The organism is Amycolatopsis heterodermiae, from assembly GCF_034929455.1.
Taxonomy (GTDB): domain Bacteria; phylum Actinomycetota; class Actinomycetes; order Mycobacteriales; family Pseudonocardiaceae; genus Amycolatopsis; species Amycolatopsis heterodermiae.
In genome coordinates, this window is record NZ_JAYFSI010000008.1 from 365,969 (window position 1) to 388,279 (window position 22,311).

At 73.6% G+C, this 22,311-nt stretch carries 1 protein-coding gene (running past one end of the window); it reads right to left on the minus strand.

Annotated features, from left to right (window positions below):
• Positions 1-22,272 carry the 5' portion of a type I polyketide synthase gene (locus VA596_RS31695; protein WP_323331875.1) on the minus strand. 25,182 nt of this gene lie to the left of the window's left edge, so 22,272 of the gene's 47,454 nt are visible here — the first part of the coding sequence; it begins with the start codon at positions 22,270-22,272; the stop codon falls past the left edge of the window.
• Between the last annotated feature and the right edge of the window lie 39 nt (positions 22,273-22,311).

The window sequence follows — 22,311 nt, forward strand, 5'->3', positions numbered from 1 at the left end:
CGCGGCGTGCAGCTCCGCGGGTCCGGCGGTCGCGTCCAGGTCGACCAGGACGAACCGGCCCGGGTGCTCGGCCTGCGCCGAGCGGACCAGGCCGTGGGCCGCCGCGGCGGCCGGGTCGGCGTCGCGGGTCACGACGACGACCGTCTTCTCGGTGGGCAGCCACGTCTGGACCACGGCGAGCGCGGACGCGGCGTCGGTGACCGGCTCGATGACCAAGCCGTCGGACTCCGGGACGGTCGTCCCCGGTGTCGGGACAGTCGTCCAGTCGAGCTGGAACAGCGAGCTGCGTGCCACCCCTCCGGTGAGCTGACCAGCGGAAACCGGGCGCAGCACCAGGGAGTCGGCCGAGAACACCGGCGCCCCGGCCGGGTCGGCGACGTGCACCGACACCGCCTCGGCGCCGGTCGCGGCCAGGTGGACGCGCAGCGCCCGGGCACCGGACGCGTGCAGCGAGACACCGGACCAGACGAACGGCAGGCGCGCGCCGCCCTCGGCCGGGAGCGCGCCGAGGCCGATGCCGTGCAGGGCCGCGTCGAGCAGCGCCGGGTGCAAGCCGAACCCGGAGAGTTCGGCGTCCTCGGGCAGGCTGACCTCGGCGAACACCTCGGTGCCACGGCGCCAGGCCGCGGTCAAGCCCTGGAACAGCGGGCCGTAGGCCAGGCCGGCCGACAGCAGGCCGTCGTACAACTCGGTGACGTCGACGGCGTCGGCGCCGGCGGGCGGCCACTCGGCCGGGGTCGCCGGGATCGGGGCACCGGTCGCGGCGAGCACACCACCGGCGTGGCGAACCCACGGTTCGCCGTCCGGTCGCGAGTGGACGGACAGGGTCCGGCGCCCGGAACCGTCGGCCGCGCCGACGGTGATCTGGACGGCGACGCCGCCCTGGGCCGGGATGACCAGCGGCGCTTCGAGCGTCAGCTCTTCGAGGCGGTCGCAGCCGACCTCGTCACCCGCGCGGATCGCGAGCTCGACGAAGGCCGTCCCCGGCAGCACGGTCACGCCGTGCACCGCGTGCTCGGCCAGCCACGGGTGCGTCTGCGCGGAGAGCCGCCCGGTGAAGACCAGGCCGTCGCCCTCGGCCAGCTCGACCGACGCGCCCAGCAGCGGGTGGTCGGCCTTGCCGAGCCCGAGGCCGGAGGCGTCCGCGGCGGACGCCGCGCTGTGCAGCCAGTAGCGGCGACGGCGGAACGCGTAGGTCGGGAGGTCGATCGTGCGCGCCCCCGACCCGGCCCACAGCCGGGTCCAGTCGACGTCGGCGCCGCGGACGTCGGCCTCGGCCAGCGCCGTGAGCAGCGTGTCCGGCTCGGTCCGGCCCTTGCGCAGGGCCGGGATGAACGCGGCGGCCTCGGCGATCTCCTGGCCGAGCGCGGACAGCACGCCGTCCGGGCCCAGCTCGACGAACGTCGTGACACCGCGGCTTTCCAGCGTGCGCACCGCGTCGAGGAACCGGACGGCGCCGCGGACCTGGTCCACCCAGTAGCCCGGCGACGTCGGGTTGCCGTCCACAGTGGACACGATTGGGATGCGCGGTTCGGCGAACGTCAGCGTCTCCGCGACCGCGCGGAACTCCTCGAGCATCGGGTCCATCAGCGGCGAGTGGAACGCGTGGCTGACCGTGAGCCGCTTGGTCTTGCGGTCCGCGAACTGCGCCGCGACCGCCAGAACGGCGTCCTCGTCACCGGAGATGACCGTCGACATCGGACCGTTCAACGCGGCGATGCTCACCAGGTCCGAGAGGTGTGGCGTGATCTCGTCCTCGGTCGCCTGGATCGCGACCATCGCGCCGCCGGTCGGCAGCGCCTGCATGAGACGGCCGCGCGCGGACACCAGCTTGACCGCGTCGGCCAGCGAGAACACACCGGCGACGTGCGCCGCCGCCAGCTCGCCGATCGAGTGCCCGGCCACGAAGTCCGGCCGCACGCCGAAGTGCTCGAGGAGCCGGAACAGCGCCACTTCCAGGGCGAACAGCGCGGCCTGGGTGTGCTGGGTCTGGTGCAGCTCGTCGGTGTCGAACGCGATCTCGAAGTCGAACTCCGCGCGGATCTCGTCGAACGCCGTCGCGAAGACCGGGTAGGTCTCGTACAGCTCGCGGCCCATGCCGAGCCGCTGGCTGCCCTGCCCGGTGAAGAGGAACGCCAGCGAACCCGGCGACACCGCACCCGTCACGACACCACCGGACTCACCGGCGGCGAGCGCGGCCAGTCCGCGCAGCAGCTCGTCACGGTCCACACCGGACACCACCGCACGCAGCGGCATCCGGCTGCGCGTGGTGACCAGCGAGTGGGCGATGTCGAGCGCGTCCTGCTCGGTGGCAACGGCGTGCAGGCGCGACGCCTGCTCGCGCAGGGCGTCCGCCTCGCGTGCCGACAGCACGAACGGCGTCGCGATCGCGGGCGTCTCCCCCTCGACCGGCTCGGCGAAGTCCGGTGCCTGCTCGATGATCGTGTGCGCGTTGGTGCCGCTGATGCCGAAGGACGACACCGCGGCGCGGCGCGGCCGTCCGGTCTCCGGCCACGGCGTCCGCTCGGTGAGCAGCTCGACCGCACCCGCTTCCCAGTCGACGTGCCGCGAGGGCTCGTCGACGTGCAGGGTGGCCGGCAGCTCGCCGTGCCGCATGGCCATGACCATCTTGATGATCCCGGCGACACCCGCGGCGGCCTGGCTGTGCCCGATGTTGGACTTGATCGAGCCGAGGTACAGCGGGTCACCGGTGCGCTCGGCACCGTAGGTGGCCAGCAGGGCCTGGGCTTCGATCGGGTCACCCAGGGTGGTGCCGGTGCCGTGCGCCTCGACGGCGTCGACGTCCGAAGTGGACAGACCGGCCGAGGCGAGGGCCTGGCGGATCACGCGTTGCTGCGACGGGCCGTTGGGCGCGGTCAAGCCGTTGGACGCGCCGTCCTGGTTGATCGCGCTGCCGCGGACCACCGCGAGGACCTGGTGGCCGTTGCGGCGGGCGTCGGAAAGCCGTTCGAGCAACAGGAGGCCGGCGCCCTCGGACCAGCCGGTGCCGTCCGCCGCCTCGGCGAACGACTTGCACCGGCCGTCGGCGGCGAGGCCGCGCTGACGCGAGAAGTCGACGAACGTCGTCGGCGTCGACATCACCGTGACACCGCCGGCCAGCGCCATTTCGCACTCGCCGTTGCGCAGGGCCTGCGCCGCGAGGTGCAGCGCCACCAGCGAAGACGAGCACGCGGTGTCCACCGTGACGGCCGGGCCTTCCAGCCCGAAGGTGTAGGCCAGCCGTCCGGAAAGGACACTGCCCGCGTTGCCGGTGCCGAGGTAACCCTCGACCTCCTCCGGGATCTCCGGCAGGCGCGCGGCGTAGTCGTGGTACATCAGGCCGGCGAAGACGCCGGTTCGGCTGCCCCGCAACGCTTCCGGCGCGATGCCGGCGCGTTCGAAGACCTCCCACGACGTCTCGAGCAGGAGCCGCTGCTGCGGGTCCATGGCCAGGGCCTCACGCGGGGAGATGCCGAAGAACTCGGCGTCGAACTCGTCCGCCTCGTGCAGGAACCCGCCCTCGCGGGCGTAGCTCGTGCCGCTGTGGCCGGGCTCGGGGTGGAACAGCTTCTCCAGGTCCCAGCCACGGTTGACCGGGAACGGCGAGATCGCGTCGGCCCCGGTCGACACCAGCCGCCACAGGTCCTCCGGCCCGCGGATGCCGCCGGGGTACCGGCAGCTCATCGCCACGATGGCGATCGGCTCGTCGACGTTCACCGCGCGGACCGGCGCCACCGCGACCGGCTCGGCCGAGCCGAGCAGCTCGGTGCGCAGGTACGCGGCGAGCGCCGTCGCGTTCGGGTAGTCGAAGACCAGGGTCGCGGGCAGCCGCAGACCGGTGGCCGTGTTCAGGCGGTTGCGCAGGTCGACCGAGGTCAGCGAGTCGAAACCGAGCTCTTTGAAAGCCTTTCCGGCGTCCACGGCGTCGGCCGAGTCGTAACCGAGCGCGGCCGCGACGGTCTGGCGGACGACGCCGAGCAAGGTGCGCTCGCGTTCCGCTTCGTCCATCGTGGACAGCCGGTCGGCCAGCGCCGAACCGCTTGCGACGACGTCCGCCGTCACCACCCGGCGGGTGGTGGTCCGGACCAGGCCGCGCAGCACGGCCGGCACCGCGGTGCCCGGGTCGCGCAGGGCGGCGGCGTCCATCCGCATCGGGACCAGGGCGGCCTCGCCGGACGCGAGCGCGGCGTCGAACAGCGCGACACCCTCGTCCGCGGTCAGCGCGGCAACGCCGGCGCGGTTCATCCGCCGCCGGTCCGCCTCGCCGAGCCCGCCGGCCATGCTGCCGCCGTCGGCCCACAGGCCCCAGCCCAGCGACGTCGCCGGCTGCCCGGCGGCACGCCGTCGCGCGGCCAGCGAGTCGAGGAACACGTTGGCGGCCGCGTAGTTCGCCTGGCCGGCGGCGCCGAACACGCCGGAGGCCGAGGAGAACAGCACGAACGCGGTCAGGTCGGTGGTGAGTTCGTGCAGGTTGAGCGCCGCGTCGACCTTGGGCCGCAGCACGGTGTCGATCCGCTCGGGGGTGAGCGTGCCGACGACGCCGTCGTCCAGCACACCGGCGGTGTGCACGACGGCGGTCAGCGGGTGCTCGGCCGGGATCGCCGCGAGGACCGCGGCGAGGGCGTCGCGGTCCGCGGCGTCACAGGCCGCGAACCGGACTTCGGCGCCCAGCTCGGCGAGTTCCGCCGCCAGGGCGTCCGCGCCCTCGGCGGCGGCACCGCGACGGCTGAGCAGCAGCAGGTACCGCGCGCCGTGGCGGGTGACGAGGTGGCGGGTGAACAGCGAGCCGAGCGCACCGGTACCACCGGTGACCAGCACGGTGCCGTTGGTGTCCAGAGTGGACTCTTCGGTGACCGGGAGCGCGGCGCGCGCCAGGCGCGGGACGTACGTCTCCCCCGCGCGCAGGGCGAGCTGCGGTTCGCCGGTCGCCAGGGCGGCGGCGACGGCCTGCTCGTCGTCGGAGTCGGTGTCCAGCAGGATCAGGCGGTCCGGGTTCTCGGACTGCGCCGAGCGGACCAGTCCCCACACGGTGGCGGCGGCCAGGCCGGGGACGTCGTCCTCCGGCCGAACGGCGACGGCACCGTGGGTGACCAGGACGAGCTTCGCCTCGTCGGTCCCGTCGATCCACTCCTGGACCAGCGCCAACGCCCGGTGCGCGGCTTCGTGGGCCTCGGCCGCCGAGTCCTCGGCGTCCACCGTGGCCAGCACGAACTCGGGCCGGGTGTCGCCGAGCCGGTCAAGATAGCCGATCTCGGCCGTTCCCGAAGGCTGGACCGAGGTCCACTCCAGACGGAACATCGACTCGGTCCGGGCGGTGTCGAGCGCGTCGGCCGAGACCGGGCGCAGTACGAGGGAACCGACCGTCGCGACCGGCTGCCCGGCGGCGTCGAACAGCTCGAGCGAGACGCCGTTGCCGGCCGGGGACAGCTTGGCCCGCAGCGCGGACGCGCCCGAAGCGTGCAGCGTGACACCGGTCCAGGCGAACGGGATGCCCGTGCCCTCGCCGGTGAGCCGTCCGCTCAGGCCGATCGCGTGCAGCACCGAGTCGAACAACCCGGGGTGCAGGCCGAACGAGTCGTCCACTTCGGACTCAAGCGCGACTTCGGCGTAGACGTCGTCACCGAGCTGCCACGCGGCACGCAGGCCGCGGAACGCCGGGCCGTAGCCGAAACCGGCTCCGGCGAGGTCGTCGTAAAGCCGCGACGTCTCCAGCGCCGTGGCGCCGGACGGCGGCCACTCGGCCAGCTCGGCGGGCGGTGCGGTGACGGCGGTGCCGAGCAGACCGGTGGCGTGCGTCGTCCACGGGTGGCCGAACGTGGTGCCCTCCGGTCGCGAGTGGACGGTCACCTCGCGGCGGCCGTCCGCGTCCGGCTCGCCCACGGTGACCTGCAGCTGCACGCCGCCGTCGGCGGGCAGCACGAGCGGCGCCTGCAGGGTCAGCTCTTCGAGGTGGTCACAGCCCACCTGGTCGCCGGCGCGGACGGCCAGCTCGACCAGGCCGGTGCCGGGCACGAGCACGGTGCCGTGCACGGCGTGGTCGGCCAGCCACGGGTGGGTCAGCGTCGACAGCCTGCTGGTGAACAGCACGCCGTCACCGCCGGCCAGCGAGACGGCCGCGCCGAGCATCGGGTGCCCGGCCGCGTCCAGGCCCAGCCCGGCGGCGGCGCCCCGGCTCGACGCGGTCGGCGTCGGCCAGAAGCGGGTCCGCTGGAAGGCGTAGGTGGGCAGGGAGATCCGGCGCGCGCCGGTGGTCAGCGCGGCCCAGTCGACGTCCGCGCCGTGGGTGTACGCCGTGGCGAGCGCGGTGAGCAGGGTCCGGCGTTCCGGCCGGTCGCCGCGCAGGACGGCGGTGAACACGGCGGGCTCGTCCAGGCAGTCCTGGCCGAGCGCCGACAGCACGCCGTCCGGGCCCAGCTCGACGAACCTGGTCACGCCCTCGGCGGCCAGGGTCCGCATGCCGTCGACGAACCGGACGGCCTCGCGCACGTGGCGCACCCAGTACTCGGCGTCGAACTCGCTGATCAGCGCACCGGTGACGTTCGAGACGATCGGGATAACCGTCTTACCGTAGGACAGCGACTCCGCAACGCTGCGGAACTCGTCCAGCATCGGGTCCATCAGCGGCGAGTGGAACGCGTGGCTGACGGTCAGCCGCTTGGTCTTGCGGTCCGCGAACTGCGCCGCCACGGCCAGCACTTCAGCTTCGTCGCCGGAGATGACGGTCGAGGTCGGGCCGTTCAGCGCGGCGATGGCCACCCGGTCCGAGAGGTGGGGCGTGATCTCGTCCTCGGTGGCCTGGATCGCCACCATCGCGCCACCGGTCGGCAGCGCCTGCATCAGCCGACCCCGAGCGGCGACCAGCGTGACGGCGTCGGACAGCGACAGCACGCCCGAGACGTGCGCCGCGGCCAGCTCGCCGATCGAGTGGCCGACCAGGAAGTCCGGCCGGAGGCCCAGGCTCTCCACCAGCCGGAACAGGGCGACCTCGACCGCGAACAGCGCAGCCTGGGTGTAAGCCGTCTGGTCGAGCAGACCGGAGTCCTCGAAGACGACCATCCGGAGTGGACGGTCCAGGTGGGTGTCGAACTCGGCACACACCGCGTCCAAGGCGTCCGCGAACACCGGGAACGCCGTGTACAGCTCGCGGCCCATCCCGGCTCGCTGGCTGCCCTGGCCGGTGAACAGCAGGGCGGTCGCGCCGTCGGCGACGACGTCGCTGACCAGCTGTGCGGCGGGTTCGCCGCGGCCCAGCGCGCCGAGGGCGGCGAGCAGCTCGGCCCGGTCGCCGGTCAGCACCGCGCGGTGCTCCTGCCGGGCGCGGGACGTGGCGAGCGAGAAGGCGACGTCGCCGACCTCCCAGTCCGCGCCGTCGAGCCGCGTCTGAAGACGAATTGCCTGGTCACGCAGGGCGTCGGCGTCACGGGCGGAGAGCACCCACGGTGCCGGTTCGCCGGCGGGCACGCGCTCCGCCTCGACGACCTCGGGCGCCTGCTCGAGGACGACGTGCGCGTTGGTGCCGCTCATGCCGAACGACGACACCGCGGAACGCCGTGGGCGGTCCACCGCCGGCCACTCGCGCGCATCGGTCAGCAGCTCGACCGCACCCGCGGCCCAGTCCACCTTGGACGACGGCTCGTCGACGTGCAGCGTCTTCGGCAGCACACCGTGCTGCATCGCCTGGACCATCTTGATGATCCCGCCGACACCGGCCGCGGCCTGCGTGTGGCCGATGTTGGACTTGAGCGAGCCCAGCAACAACGGCTCGATCCTGTCCTGACCGTACGTGGCCAGGAGGGCCTGCGCCTCGATGGGGTCGCCCAGCGTCGTGCCGGTGCCATGGCCTTCGACCGCGTCGACGTCCGAGGTGGACAGACCGGCGCTGGTCAGCGCCTGCCGGATCACGCGCTGCTGCGCGGGTCCGTTGGGCGCGGTCAAGCCGTTGGATGCGCCGTCCTGGTTGATCGCGCTGCCGCGCACGATCGCCAGGACGGGGTGGCCGTTGCGCTGGGCGTCGGACAGCCGCTCCAGCAGGAGCATGCCGACGCCTTCACCCCAGCCGGTGCCGTCGGCGGCCTCGGCGAACGGCTTGCACCGGCCGTCCTCGGCCAGCCCGCGTTGGCGGCTGAACTCGATGAAGGCGTTCGGTGTCGACATGACGACAACGCCGCCCGCCAGGGCCAGCGAGCACTCGCCCGCCCGCAGGGCCTGCGCCGCGAGGTGCAGCGCGACCAGCGAAGACGAGCACGCCGTGTCCACCGTGACCGCCGGGCCTTCGAGCCCGAAGGTGTAGGACAGCCGGCCGGAGACGACCGCGGCCGCGTTGCCGGTGGCGAGGTGCCCTTCGAGGCCAGGCTGGCCGGTCAGCAGCGTGCCGTAGTCCTGCAGGTTCGTCCCGGCGAAGACGCCGGTCCGGCTGCCGCGCACCGCGTGCGGGTCGATCCCGGCGCGTTCGAACGCCTCCCAAGTGGTCTCGAGCAGCAGCCGCTGCTGCGGGTCCATGGCGAGGGCCTCACGCGGGCTGATCCCGAAGAACCCCGCGTCGAAGCCGTCGACACCGTCGAGGAACCCGCCGGTGCGGGCGTAGCTGGTGCCGGTGTTGTCGGGGTCCGGGTCGAACAGCGCGCCCAGGTCCCAGCCGCGGTCGGCCGGGAAGTCGCCGATCGCGTCGACGCCGTCGGCGACGAGGCGCCACAGCTCCTCCGGCGACCGGACGCCACCGGGATACCGGCAGCTCATGGCCACGATCGCGATCGGGTCGTCGGCCACTACGGACACGACGTCGGTGCCGGAGGTTTCCTGACCACCGGTGAGTTCGGTGCGCAGGTGGCCGGCGAGGACGGTCGCGTTCGGATAGTCGAAGATCAGCGTCGCGGGCAGGCGGATGCCGGTCGCCGCGGTGAGCCGGTTGCGCAGCTCGACGGCGGTCAGCGAGTCGAACCCGAGTTCCTTGAACGCACGGCCGGGGACGACCGCGTCGGTGCCGGTGTGGCCGAGCACCGCGGCGGCCTCGGTCCGGACCAGGTCGACGAGCAGGCGGTCCTGCTCGGCCTCCCCCAGCCCGGCCAAACGACCCGCCAGCTCGGAGACGTTGGCGGACGTGGTGTCCACAGTGGATTCGGTGAGGACCCGGCGAACCTCGGGAACGCCGTCGAGCAGCGGACGCGGCCGGGCCGCGGTGAACGCCGGGGCGAACTTGGCCCAGTCGACGTCGGCGACCACGACGGCGGTCTCGTCCGCCCCGACCGCGCGGCCGAGGGCGGAGATCGCCGAAGCGGGCGCCAAGGGTTCGAGGCCGCGGCGGCGCAGCTGGTCGATCGCGTCACCGCGGGCGGCCATGCCACCCCCGGCCCACGGGCCCCAGGCCACGGCGGTGGCGGCGAGCCCGCGGGCCCGCCGGGCCTGGGCGAGGGCGTCGAGGTAGGCGTTCGCCGCCGCGTAGGCGGCCTGCCCACCCGAGCCCCAGATGCCCGAGATCGACGAGAAGAGCACAAAAGCGTCCAGCTCGGACTCGCCGAGCACGGCGTCCAGGTTGGCGGCGCCGGTCACCTTGGCGGACAGCACCTCGGCGAACCCGGCGACGTCCACAGTGTCCAGTGGCGTCGCCCATTCGACGCCGGCCGCGTGGACGACGGCGTCAACGGGGTACTCGGCGACGAGCGCGGCCAGCGCGTCACGATCGGTGACGTCCAGCGCGGCGATCACGACGTCCACATCGGACTCGGCGAGTTCGTCGCGCAGTGCTTCGGCGCCCGGTGCGGCGAGGCCGGCGCGGCTGGTCAGCACCAGCCGTTCCGCACCTCCGGCGGCCGCCCAGCGAGCGACCTCCGCACCCAGCGCGCCGGTGCCCCCGGTGATCAGCACGGTGCCGCGCGGGGTCCACGACGTGATCCCGGCCGGCAGCGGCGCGGGTACGAGCCGGCGCACGTAGACGCCGGAGCCGCGGACCGCGACCTGGTCTTCGGTGCCGGCCAGCGCGCCGGCGACCCGGGCGAGCGCCCGGTCGTCCAGCTCCGCGGGCAGGTCGAGCAGGCCGCCCCAGCGGTGCGGCAGCTCCAGGCCGGCGACCTGGCCGATGCCCCAGACCAGCGCCTGGGACGCCGAGCCGAGGACGTCGGCGCGGCCGGTCGAGACCGCACCGCGTGTCACCATCCACAAGGGAGCGTCGATCCCGGCTTCGCCGAGCGCACGCACCAGCGTGAGGTTCGCGGCGGCGCCGAGTGTGACACCCGGGTGCTCGGGGTGTGGCCGGTCATCGATGCCTAGCAGGGAAACCACGCCGTCGAACGCGGTGTCCGCGGGGATCTCGCCGCCGGTGACGACGACGTCGGCCCCGGCGCGGGTGAGTGCGCCGCACAGCGGGTGCTCGGTATCGCCGACGACCAGCCAGGTCCCACGCAGCACGGGGGCCGCGAGGTCGGTCACCGGCTGCCAGGCGACGCGGTAGCGCCAGCCGTCCACAACGGACTCGACGCGCTGCTGCCGGTGCCAGGCGGACAGGGCAGGCAGCACGGCGCTGAGCGGCTGGTCGCCGTCCAGGGCCAGGGTTCCGGTGACGGCGTCGAAGTCGGCGTTCTCGACCGCGGCCCAGAACTCGGTCTCGGCCGGGCTCGCCGACCCCGTCGTGACGACGGCGGTCGGCTGCTCCGGCCAGTAGCGCTTCCGTTGGAAGGCGTAGGTCGGCAGTTCTACGCGCCGGGACGGCACGCCCGCGAACACCGACGTCCAGTCGACGTCGGCGCCATGCACGTGGGCCTCGGTCAGCGCGGTCAGCACCGACACGGTCTCGGCGCGGCCGCCGCGCAGGGCGGCGGTGAAGTCGCCGGTGACGCAGTCCTGGCCCGCTGCGGTGAGCACACCCTCGGGACCGAGTTCCAGGAACGTGGTCACGCCCCGGGTGGCGAGCGTGCGCATCGCGTCGAGGAACCGGACCGTGCCGCGGACCTGGTCCACCCAGTAACCCGGGTCGGTCAGGCCGGTCGCCAACTCACCGGACACAGTGGACACGACCGGGATGCGCGGTGCGTGGAAGGTCAGGGTCTCGGCCACCGCGCGGAAGTCGTCGAGCATGGCGTCCATGCGCGGCGAGTGGAACGCATGGCTGACCGTGAGCCGCTTGGTCTTGCGGCCGTCGAACCGCGCCACGAGAGCCAGGACGGCTTCCTCGTCACCGGATACGACTGTCGACTCGGGACCGTTGAGGGCCGCGATGCTGACCGCGTCCGACAGCTGTGGCGTGACCTCGTCCTCGGTCGCCTGGATCGCGACCATCGCGCCACCGGTCGGCAGCGCCTGCATCAGGCGTCCGCGGGCCGAGACCAGCTTGACCGCATCGGCCAGCGAGAACACCCCGGCGACGTGCGCCGCGGCCAGCTCGCCGATCGAGTGGCCGGCCAGGAAGTCCGGCCGCACGCCCCAGGACTCGAAGAGCCGGAACAGGGCCACTTCCAGCGCGAACAGGTTCGCCTGGGCGTACTGCGTCTGGTCGAGGTCCCCGCCGTCGAGGTCGAAGTCGAACGCGGCGCGGATCTCGTCGAACGCGGCCGCGAACACCGGGTACGTCTCGTACAGCTCGCGGCCCATGCCGAGCCGCTGGCTGCCCTGACCGGTGAACAGGAACGCGAGGCCACCGCCGGTCGCGGTGCCGTGGACGCCCTCACCCCGGGCCACGGCGGCGAGCCCGGCGAGCAGGTCCTCACGGCTCGTCGCCAGGAACGCGGCGCGGTGCTCCAGCGCGGAGCGGGTGACCGCAAGCGCGGCTGCGGCTTCGGCCGTCTCGAATTCGTCGAAGGACGCGGCCAAACGGCGCGCCTGGGCGCGAAGTCCGTCTTCGTCCGCACCGGACACCACGACCGGCACGAGTGCGGGCAGCGTCTCCGCGGCCGGTTCCGGCGTGGTTTCGGGGGCCTGCTCGATGATCGTGTGCGCGTTGGTGCCGCTGAACCCGAACGACGAGACACCGGCCCGGCGCGGGCGGCCGGTCTCCGGCCAGGCCGTCTCTTCGGTGAGCAGCCGGACGGTGCCGGCCGACCAGTCGACGTGCGGCGTCGGCTCGTCCACGTGCAGGGTCCGCGGCAGGACGCCGTGGCGCATCGCGAGGACCATCTTGATGATCCCGCCGACACCCGCGGCGGCCTGCGTGTGCCCGATGTTCGACTTGACCGAGCCGAGCCAGAGCGGCGTCTCCCGGTCGGTGCCGTAGGTGGCGATCAGCGCCTGAGCTTCGATCGGGTCGCCCAGGGTGGTGCCGGTGCCGTGGGCCTCGACGGCGTCGACGTCCGAAGTGGACAGACCGGCGTTGGCGAGAGCCTGGCGGATCACACGTTGCTGGGCCGGACCGCTGGGCGCGGTCAGGCCGTTGGACGCACCGTCCTGGTTGATCGCGCTGCCGCGGACTACGGCCAGCACTTGGTGGCCGTTGCGCTGGGCGTCGGAAAGCCGTTCCAGCAGGAGCATGCCGGCGCCTTCGCCCCAGCCGGTGCCGTCGGCCGACGCGGCGAACGCCTTGACGCGGCCGTCCTCGGCGAGGCCGCGCTGGCGCGAGAACTCGACGAACGTGGCGGGCGTCGCCATCACGGCGACACCACCGGCGAGCGCCAGCGAGCACTCGCCCGAACGCAGCGACTGCGCGGCGAGGTGCAGCGCCACCAGCGAAGACGAGCACGCGGTGTCGACGGTGACCGCCGGGCCGGTGAAGCCGAAGGTGTAGGACAGCCGGCCGGACACCACACTGCCCGCGTTGCCGGTCGCCAGGTAGCCCTCGACGTCCTCGCCGGAGCTCTGCAGCAGCGTGGCGTAGTCCTGGCTGTTGGTCCCGGCGAACACGCCGATTTCTTGACCGCGCAACGACTTCGGGTCGATGCCCGCGCGTTCGAAGGCCTCCCAGGACGTCTCCAGCAGCAGCCGCTGCTGCGGGTCCATGCCCAGCGCCTCGCGCGGTGAGATGCCGAAGAACCCGGCGTCGAAGTCGGCGACGTCGTAGAGGAACGCGCCGTGCCGTGCGGCGGAGGCACCCAGGCCGTCGCCGAACAGCGCGTCGAAGTCCCAGCCACGGTCGCCGGGCAGCTCGGAGACGGCGTCGCGGCCGTCCACGATCATCCGCCAGAGGTCCTCGGGCGAGTGAATGCCGCCGGGGTACCGGCAGCTCATCGCGACGATGGCGATCGGGTCGTCGTCCTCGGCCGCGTGCGCCCGGACGATCGCACCGGCGGTCTCGCCGGCCAGCTCCGCACACAGGTGCTCGGCCAGCGCGGCGGGCGTCGGGTGGTCGTAGACGAGGGTCGAGGGCAGGGTCAGGCCGGTGGCCGCGGTGAGGCGGTTGCGCAGCTCGACCGCGGTGAGCGAGTCGAAACCCAGCTCGGTGAACGCCTTGTTCTCCGGCACGTCGGCGATCCCGGCGTGGCCGAGCACCGCCGCGACACCGCCGCGGACGAAGTCGACGACCAGCAGCCGACGCTCGGCTTCCGGCAGCCCGGCGATCCGCTCGGCGAGCGACTCGGGTTGCGCGTCGTCCACTGTGGACTTCAGCGCGCGAACCTCCGGGAGGTCGCCGATGAGCGGGCTCGGCCGTGCCGCGGTGAAGCCGGGCGCGAACTTAGCCCAGTCGACGTCGACGACGCAGACCGTCGCCGCGTCCGACGCGACCACACGGTCCAAAGCGGACAGAGCCAGCTCCGGGTCCATCTGCGGGACACCGGTGCGGCGCAGGCGTTCGCTGACGCCGTCGTCGGTGGCCATGCCGCTGCCCGCCCAGGCGCCCCAGGCGATGGACGTCGCGGGCAGGCCGTCGGCGCGGCGGCGTTCGGCGAGGGCGTCGAGCCCGGCGTTGGCCGCGGCGTAGTTGCCCTGGCCGGCCGCGCCGAACACCCCGGCGGTCGAGGAGAACAGCACGAACGCGGTGACCGGCAGGTCGCGGGTGAGCGCGTCGAGGTGCCCGGCGGCGGCGACCTTGGCGCGCGCGACGGTGGCGAACCGGTCGGCGTCGAGCGAGTCGACGACGCCGTCGTCGAGCACGCCGGCGGTGTGGACCACCGTGGTCAGCGGGTGCTCGGCCGGGATGGCGGCGACGACCTCGGCGAGGGCGTCGCGGTCGGCCGCGTCGCAGGCGGCGATGGTGACGGAGACGCCGAGCGCGGTCAGTTCGTCGCGCAGGTCGGCCGCGCCGGGCGCGTCGAGGCCACGACGGCTGGTCAGCACCAGGTGCTCGACACCACGTCCGGTCAGGTGGCGGGCCACCCGGGTGCCGAGTGCGCCGGTGCCGCCGGTGATCAGCGCGGTGCCCGTCGGCTGCCAGTCAGCAACCGGAGCATCGGTCGAGCGGACGATCCGGTGCCCGAAGACGCCGTGGTCGCGGACCGCGACCTGGTCTTCGTCGTGGCCGCCGGCCAGCACCGCGGCCAGCCGGGTGCCGGTCCGCGGGTCGAGCCGTTCGGGCAGGTCGAGCAGGCCGGCCCAGCGCTGCGGCTGCTCCAGCGCGGCGACCCGGCCGAGACCCCAGACCTGGGCCTGGCCGGCGTCACGCAGGGCTTCGCCGCAGGTGACGGCCCCGGACGTGACGGTCCACAGCCGCAGGTCGGAGCCCGCCTCGGCGAGTGCCCGCAGGGCCACGACCGTGTCCGGCAGACCGGCGTCGCCCAGGGGCAGCAGGGAAAGCGCTCCGGCGGCCGGTGTTTCGGCGAGCGCGACGCGGACCTGCGTGGCCAGCGTCTCACGGTCGGTCACGACGATCCGGCGCACGGTCGCGCCGTTCGCGGTCAGCGCGGAATCGACGTCGTCAACCAGTTCGTGCCCGGTCTCCGGGGTGAGCAGCAGCCAGTCACCGGTGAGACGGCCGTCGAGGGTCAGCGGAGCCCAGTCCGTGCCGTACCGCCAGTTGTCCACTGTGGACGCGGCAAGGCGGCGACGGCGCCAGTCCGCCAGCGACGGGACGAGGTCGGCCAGGGCGTCGGCGGGCAGGTCGAGAGTGTCCGAGACGGTGTCGAGGTCACCGGACTCGATCGCGGCCCAGAACCCGGCCTCGATCGGGTCGACAACCGCGTCGACCACGCGCTCACGCGGCCAGAAACGCCGGTGCTGGAACGGGTAGGTGGGTAGTTCGACGCGGGTACCGGCGCCGCCGAGGACGGCGTCCCAGCTCACCGGCACGCCGCGGACGTACGCCTGGGCCAGCGCCGCGACGGCGGCCTGCGGCTCGGGGCGTCCCCGGCGGGTGGCCGCGGCGAAGGTACCGCCGGACACGCAGTCCTGGGCCATCGCGGACAGGACGCCGTCCGGGCCCAGCTCGACGTAGGTCGTGACCCCGGCGGCTTCGAGGGTCCGCATCCCGTCGAGGAAACGCACCGCGTCGCGGACGTGCCGGACCCAGTACTCGGCGTCGAACTCGGTCACCAGCTCGCCGGTGACGTTCGAGACGATCGGGACAACCGGCACACCGTAAGTCAGCGACCCGGCGACACCGCGGAACTCGTCCAGCATCGGGTCCATCAATGGCGAGTGGAACGCGTGGCTCACGACCAGCCGCTTGGTCTTGCGGTCGGCGAAGTGCGCGGCCACGGCCAGCACCTCGGACTCGTCACCCGAGATGACCGTCGACATCGGACCGTTGAGGGCGGCGATGGCCACCCGGTCCGACAGGTGGGGCGTGATCTCGTCCTCGGTGGCCTGGATGGCGATCATCGCGCCACCGGTCGGCAGCGCCTGCATCAACCGGCCACGCGCGGCGACCAGCTTGACGGCGTCGGCGAGCGACAGCACGCCCGAGACGTGCGCGGCCGCCAGCTCGCCGATCGAGTGGCCGACCAGGTAGTCCGGCGTCACACCCCAGTGCTCGAAGAGCCGGTAGAGCGCGACTTCCAGTGCGAACAGCGCGGCCTGGGTGTAGCTCGTCTGGTCCAGCAGAGCCGCGTCCGGCGAACCGGCGTCGGCGAACATGACCATCCGCAGTGGACGGTCCACATGCGCCTCGAACCCGGCGCAGACCTCGTCCAGGGCGTCGGCGAACACGCCGAACGCGTCGTACAGCTCACGCCCCATCCCGGCGCGCTGGCTGCCCTGTCCGCTGAACAGGAACGCCGATCCGCCGGTCGCGGCGGTGCCGGAGACACCGGACCCGGCGGCCAGCGCGGCTAGGCCGTCCAGGAGTTCGTCCCGGTCGGCGCCGGCGACGACCCCGCGGTGCTCGAACCGCGCCCGCGTGGTCAGCGACGCGGCGACGTCCGCCGGCGCGACGTCCGGGTGGTCGGCCAGGTGGGTGTGCAGGCGCCCGGCCAGCGCGTACAACGCGTCCTCGGTCTTGGCCGAGAGGGTGAGCGGCACGATCGACGGCGCCGCGATGTCCTCTGCGGTCTCCGGTTCGTCGGGCTGTTCGAGGATGACGTGCGCGTTCGTCCCGCTGATACCGAAGGACGAGACGCCCGCGCGGCGCGGCCGTCCGGTCTCCGGCCACGGCGTGGCCTCGGTGAGCAGCGCGACCGTGCCGTCGCTCCAGTCGATGTGCGGCGACGGCTCGTCGGCGTGCAGCGTCTGCGGGAGCAGGCCGTGGCGCATGGCCAGGACCATCTTGATCACGCCGGCGACACCCGCGGCGGCCTGCGTGTGCCCGATGTTGGACTTGATCGAGCCGAGCCACAGCGGGTCGCCCGCGCGCTCGGCGCCGTAGGTGGCGATCAGGGCCTGCGCCTCGATCGGGTCACCCAGTGAGGTTCCGGTGCCGTGGGCCTCGACGGCGTCCACATCGGACGGTGTGAGCCCGGCGCCGGACAGCGCCTGGCGGATGACCCGCTGCTGCGAGGGGCCGTTGGGGGCGGTGAGGCCGTTGGACGCGCCGTCCTGGTTGACCGCGCTGCCGCGGACCACGGCGAGCACCGGGTGGCCGTGGCGGCGGGCGTCCGACAGGCGCTCCAGCACGAGCATGCCGACACCCTCGCCGGAACCGAACCCGTCGGCGGCCGCGCCGAACGCCTTGCACCGGCCGTCGGCGGCCAGGCCGCGCTGCCGGCTGAACTCGACCAGCATCTCCGGCGTCGACATCACGACGACGCCACCGGTGAGCGCCATCTCGCACTCGCCGTTGCGCAGCGCCTGAGCGGCGAGGTGCAGAGCGACCAAAGAGGACGAACAGGCCGTGTCCACCGTGACCGCGGGACCTTCGAGCCCCAGCGTGTAGGAGATCCGTCCTGACGCGACACTCGCGGTGTTGCCGGTGCCGAAGTAGCCCTCGACGTCCTCGTCGGACGCGTGCAGCCGGGTGCCGTAGTCGTGGTAGGTCAGGCCGACGAACACGCCCGACCGGCTGCCCCGCAGCGTCGCGGGGTCGATGCCGGCGCGCTCGACCGCCTCCCAGGACGTCTCCAGCAGCAGCCGCTGCTGCGGGTCCATCGCCATCGCCTCGCGCGGGCTGATCCCGAAGAACGCGGGGTCGAAGTCGGCGGCGCCGTCGAGGAAACCGCCCTCGCGGACGTAGCTGGTACCGGCCGCGTCGGGGTCGGCGTTGTACAGGGCGGCCAGATCCCAGCCGCGGTCGGCCGGGAACGGCCCGATGGCGTCGCCGCCGCCGGAGACCAGGTTCCACAGGTCGTCGGGGTTGCGGACACCCCCGGGGAACCGGCAGCTCATCGCCACGATGGCGATCGGCTCGTCGGTCGCGGCGGCCACGGCCACCGCGGCCGCCTGCGCGGGCGCGGCACCAGCCAGCTCGCCGCGGATGTGGCGGGCCAGGACGTCGGCCGTCGGGTAGTCGAACACCAGCGTGGCGGGCAGCTTCAGCCCGGTGGCCGCGGTCATCCGGTTGCGGAAGTCGACCGCGGTCAGCGAGTCGAACCCGAGGTCGCGGAAGGCCAGCCCGGCGTCGATCGTGTCGGCGGACGCGTGCCCGAGCACCCCGGCCGCCTGGCCGAGCACGACCTCGAGCACGGCCGCCTGCTGGTCCTTTTCGGACAGTCCGGCGATGCGCGCGGCCAGCCCGGTCGGGGCCTCGGCCGCGGCGGCCGGCTTCGCGGCCAGGATCGCGGCCGCCTCCGGGATTTCGCTGATCAGCGGCCGGGCGCGGCCGGCGCTGAACGCGGGCACGAACTTGTCCCAGTCGATGTTCGCGATCGCCAGGAACGTGTCGTCGTGGTCGAGTGCCTGCTGGACGGCGCCGATCGCGACGTCTGGTGCCATGTCGGCGCTGCCGCGGCGGCGCAGGACCTCTTCGACGACGCCCTCGGCCATGCCGCCGCCGGACCAGTGGCCCCAGGCGAGCGACGTCGCGGGCAGGCCGAGCGCGCGCCGCTGTTCGGCGAGCGCGTCGAGGAAAGCGTTTCCCGGTGCGTAGTTGCCCTGCCCGGCCAGGCCGAACGTGCCGGCGAACGACGAGAACAGGACGAACGCGGACAGGTCGAGCTCGCGGGTCAGCTCGTCGAGGTTGACCGCGGCGGTGACCTTGACGCGCAGGGTGCGCTCGTACTGCTCGACGGTCAGCTCGTCCAGGATGTTGTCGTCGAGCACGGCCGCGGTGTGCACCACCGCACTGAGATCGGGCACGGACCCGATCAGGGCGGCCAGCGCGTCGCGGTCGGCGACGTCGCAGGCCGCGGTGGTGACGCGAGCGCCGAGCGCGACGAGTTCGGCTTCCAGCTCCGGCGCGCCCGGGGCGTCGAGGCCCCGGCGGCTGGTCAGCAGGATGTGCTCGGCACCGGCCCCGGCGAGCCAGCGGGCGACGTGCCCGCCGAGCGCGCCGGTCCCGCCGGTGACCAGCACCGTTCCCTCGGGACGCCACTGCCGGGTGGCCGGCGGCCGGGCGTGGCTCGGGTCGCGGACGAGCCGGCGTGCGAACACCCCGGACGCGCGCAGCGCGACCTGGTCTTCACCGTCACTCGCGGCGAGCACTCCGGCCAGGCCGCGCAGGTCGGTGGCCCCGGCCAGGTCGGCGAGGCCGCCCCAGCGCTGGGGGTGCTCCTGGGCGACGACCCGGCCGAGGCCCCACAGCAGGGCCTGGTGCGGATTCGTCAGGGCGTCCGCCGGGTCGACCGAGACCGCGCTGCTCGTGGTGATCCACAGTGGAGCGTCGATCCCGGCGTCGCCGAGGGCCTGGACGAGGGTCAGCGTGCCGGCCACGAACGCGGGCACGGCGGGGTACTCGGGGTGCGGCCGGTCGTCGGCCGCGAGGAACGAGACGACACCGGACGGCACGGCGTCCGGGCAGGCGTCGCGCAGCAGGTCGGCCAGCGTGGCGCGGTCGATCGTGGCGGCGTCGACGACCACCGGCACCACCGTCACGCCTTCGAGCGCCGGGGTTTCACCGGCGGTCGGAACGACGGCGATCCAGATCCCGTTCGGCGTCGTTCTGCTCTCCGGCAACGGTTTCCAGGTGACGCGGTAGCGCCACGAGTCCAGTTCGGACCGTTCCTGCTCCTGGCGCCGCCAGGACGACAGTGCGGGCAGAAGCGCCCCGACGGCGCCGTCGTCCACGGCGAGGGTCCGCGCGAGCGCGTCGACGTCGCCGGAGTCCACCGCGGACCAGAACCGGGCCTCGGGTTCGGAGACGGTGACCGGCGCGACGGCGTCCGGGTCCTCCTCCAGCCAGAACCGCTCACGCTGGAACGGGTAGGTCGGCAGGTCGTGCTCCGGCACCGGCACCACGCCGAACGTGTGCGCCCAGTCGGGGGTCGCGCCGTGCACGTGTGCCTGCGCCAGGGCGCCGAGGAACTGGTCGGCGCCGCCTTCGTTGCGGCGCAACGTGCCGACGGCCGCCGCGTCCGCGCCGAGGTCGTCCACGGTGTCCTGGACGCCGACGGTGAGCACCGGGTGCGGGCTGCACTCGACGAACACCGAGTGGCCACGGGCGATGAGCTCCCGGGTGACCGGCTCGAAGCGGACGGTGTTGCGGAGGTTCTCGTACCAGTACCGCGCGTCCAGGCCGGTGGTGTCGATCGGCTCGCCGGTCACCGTCGAGTAGAACGGCACGTCGGCCTGGCGCGGCCGGATCGGTGCGAGCAGGTCGAGCAGCTCGGCTTCGAGGGATTCGACGTGCGCGGAGTGTGAGGCGTAGTCGACCGGGATCTTCTTGGCCCGGACGTCCCGCTCGGTGCAGTGCGCGACCAGTTCGTCCACCGCGTCGGCGTCGCCGGAGACGACCGTGGAGCGCGGGCCGTTGACCGCGGCGACCGACAGGCGCCCGTCCCAGGCCGCGACCAGCTCGACGACGGCGTCGTGCCCGAGCGGCACCGACACCATCCCGCCGCGCCCGGCCAGGGCGAGGATCGCCTTGCTGCGCAACGCGACGACCAGCGCACCGTCCTCAAGCGACAGTCCGCCCGAGACGACCGCGGCCGCGATCTCCCCCTGCGAGTGACCGACGACGGCCGACGGCTCGACACCATGCGCACGCCACAGCGCGGCCAACGAAACCATGACCGCCCAGAGCACCGGCTGGACGACGTCCACCCGGTCGAATCCCGGCGCGCCCTCGACACCCCGGAGGACGTCGAGCAGCGACCAGTCCACATGGGACGACAGGGCCGCCGCGCACTCCTCGATCCGCGCGGCGAACACCGGCGACGCGTCGATCAGCTCGACGGCCATGCCGACCCACTGCGAGCCCTGGCCGGGGAAGACGAAGACGGACTTGACGTCACCGCGCGCGGTGCCGGTGCCCAGCTCGCCGCGGGCGAGCGCGTCGAGGGCGGTAAGCGCTTCCTGGTGGTCGGCCGCCAGGAACGCGGACCGGTGTTCCAGCGCGGCCCGCGACACGGCGAGCGCTCGGCCCACCGACGTCAGATCGGCATCCGGGTAGCGGGTCAGGTAGGTGCGCAGCTGTGCGGCCTGCTCGGCCAGCGCGGCGGGGGTGCGGCCGGACAGCACCAGCGGCACAGCGCCGCCGACCAGGCCCGGCTCGGCGGACACCGGCTCGGTCTCCGGCGCCTGCTCCAGGATGATGTGGGCGTTCGTGCCGCTGACGCCGAACGCGGAGACCGCGCCGCGGCGGGCTCGCCCGGTCTCCGGCCAGGGAGTCCGCTCGGTGAGCAGCGACACCGCGCCCGAGGTCCAGTCCACGTGGGACGACGGCTGGTCGACGTGCAGCGTCTGCGGGAGCACGCCGTGTTCGAGGGCCTTGACCATCTTGATCACGCCGGCCACGCCGGCGGCGGCCTGGGTGTGCCCGATGTTCGACTTCACCGAGCCGAGCCACAGCGGGTCGCCCGGCCGGTCCTGGCCGTAGGTGGCCAGCAGGGCCTGCGCCTCGATCGGGTCACCGAGCACGGTGCCGGTGCCGTGCGCCTCGACGGTGTCCACATCGGACGGACGCAGCTTCGCGTTGCCCAGCGCCTGGCGGATCACGCGCTGCTGCGACGGGCCGTTCGGCGCAGTCAGGCCGTTGGACGCACCGTCCTGGTTGATCGCGCTGCCGCGGATGACGGCGAGCACGGGGTGGCCGAGCCGCTGGGCGTCCGAGAGCCGCTCGACGAGCAGCATGCCGACACCCTCGCCCCAGCCCGTGCCGTCGGCGCCCTCGGCGAACGCCTTGCAGCGGCCGTCCGGGGAAAGCCCGCGCTGGCGCGAGAATTCGACGAACGCCCGCGGCGTCGACATCACCGTGACACCACCGGCCAGCGCCAGCGAGCACTCACCGGTGCGCAGCGCCTGGACCGCGAGGTGCAGCGCCACCAGCGACGCCGAGCACGCGGTGTCGATCGTCATCGCCGGGCCCTCGAGCCCGAAGCTGTAGGCGAGCCGGCCGGAGACGACCGCGGCCGAGTTGCCGGTGGCGAGATAACCCTCGATCTCGTCGGCGACGCTGTCGACGACGCCCTGGTAGTCCTGGCCGTTGGTGCCCACGAAGACCCCGGCCCGGCTGCCGCGCACGCTGTCCGGATCCACCCCGGCGCGCTCGAACGCCTCCCACGAAAGCTCGAGCAGCAGCCGTTGCTGCGGGTCCATCGCCACGGCTTCCCGCGGCGACACCCCGAAGAACCCGGCGTCGAAGCGGTCCGCGCCGGAGATGAACCCGCCCTCGCGGACGTAGCAGGTGCCCGCGTGGTCGGGGTCCGGGTGGTACAGCCCGGGCAGGTCCCAGCCGCGGTCGGCCGGGAAGCCGCCGATCGCGTCACCGCCGGTGTCCAGCAGCTCCCACAGGTCCTCGGGGCTGCGGACGCCGCCCGGGAACCGGCAGCTCATCCCGACGATCGCGATCGGTTCCCTGGCCTTCTCGTCGGCCAGCCGCAAGCGGTCCTGCGCCTCTTGCAGGTCACGGGTGACCCGCTTGAGGTATTCGCGCAGCTTCTGCTCGTTCGCCATGTTCAGTCCTGTCGCAGTTCGTGGGTACGCCGGGCCGCC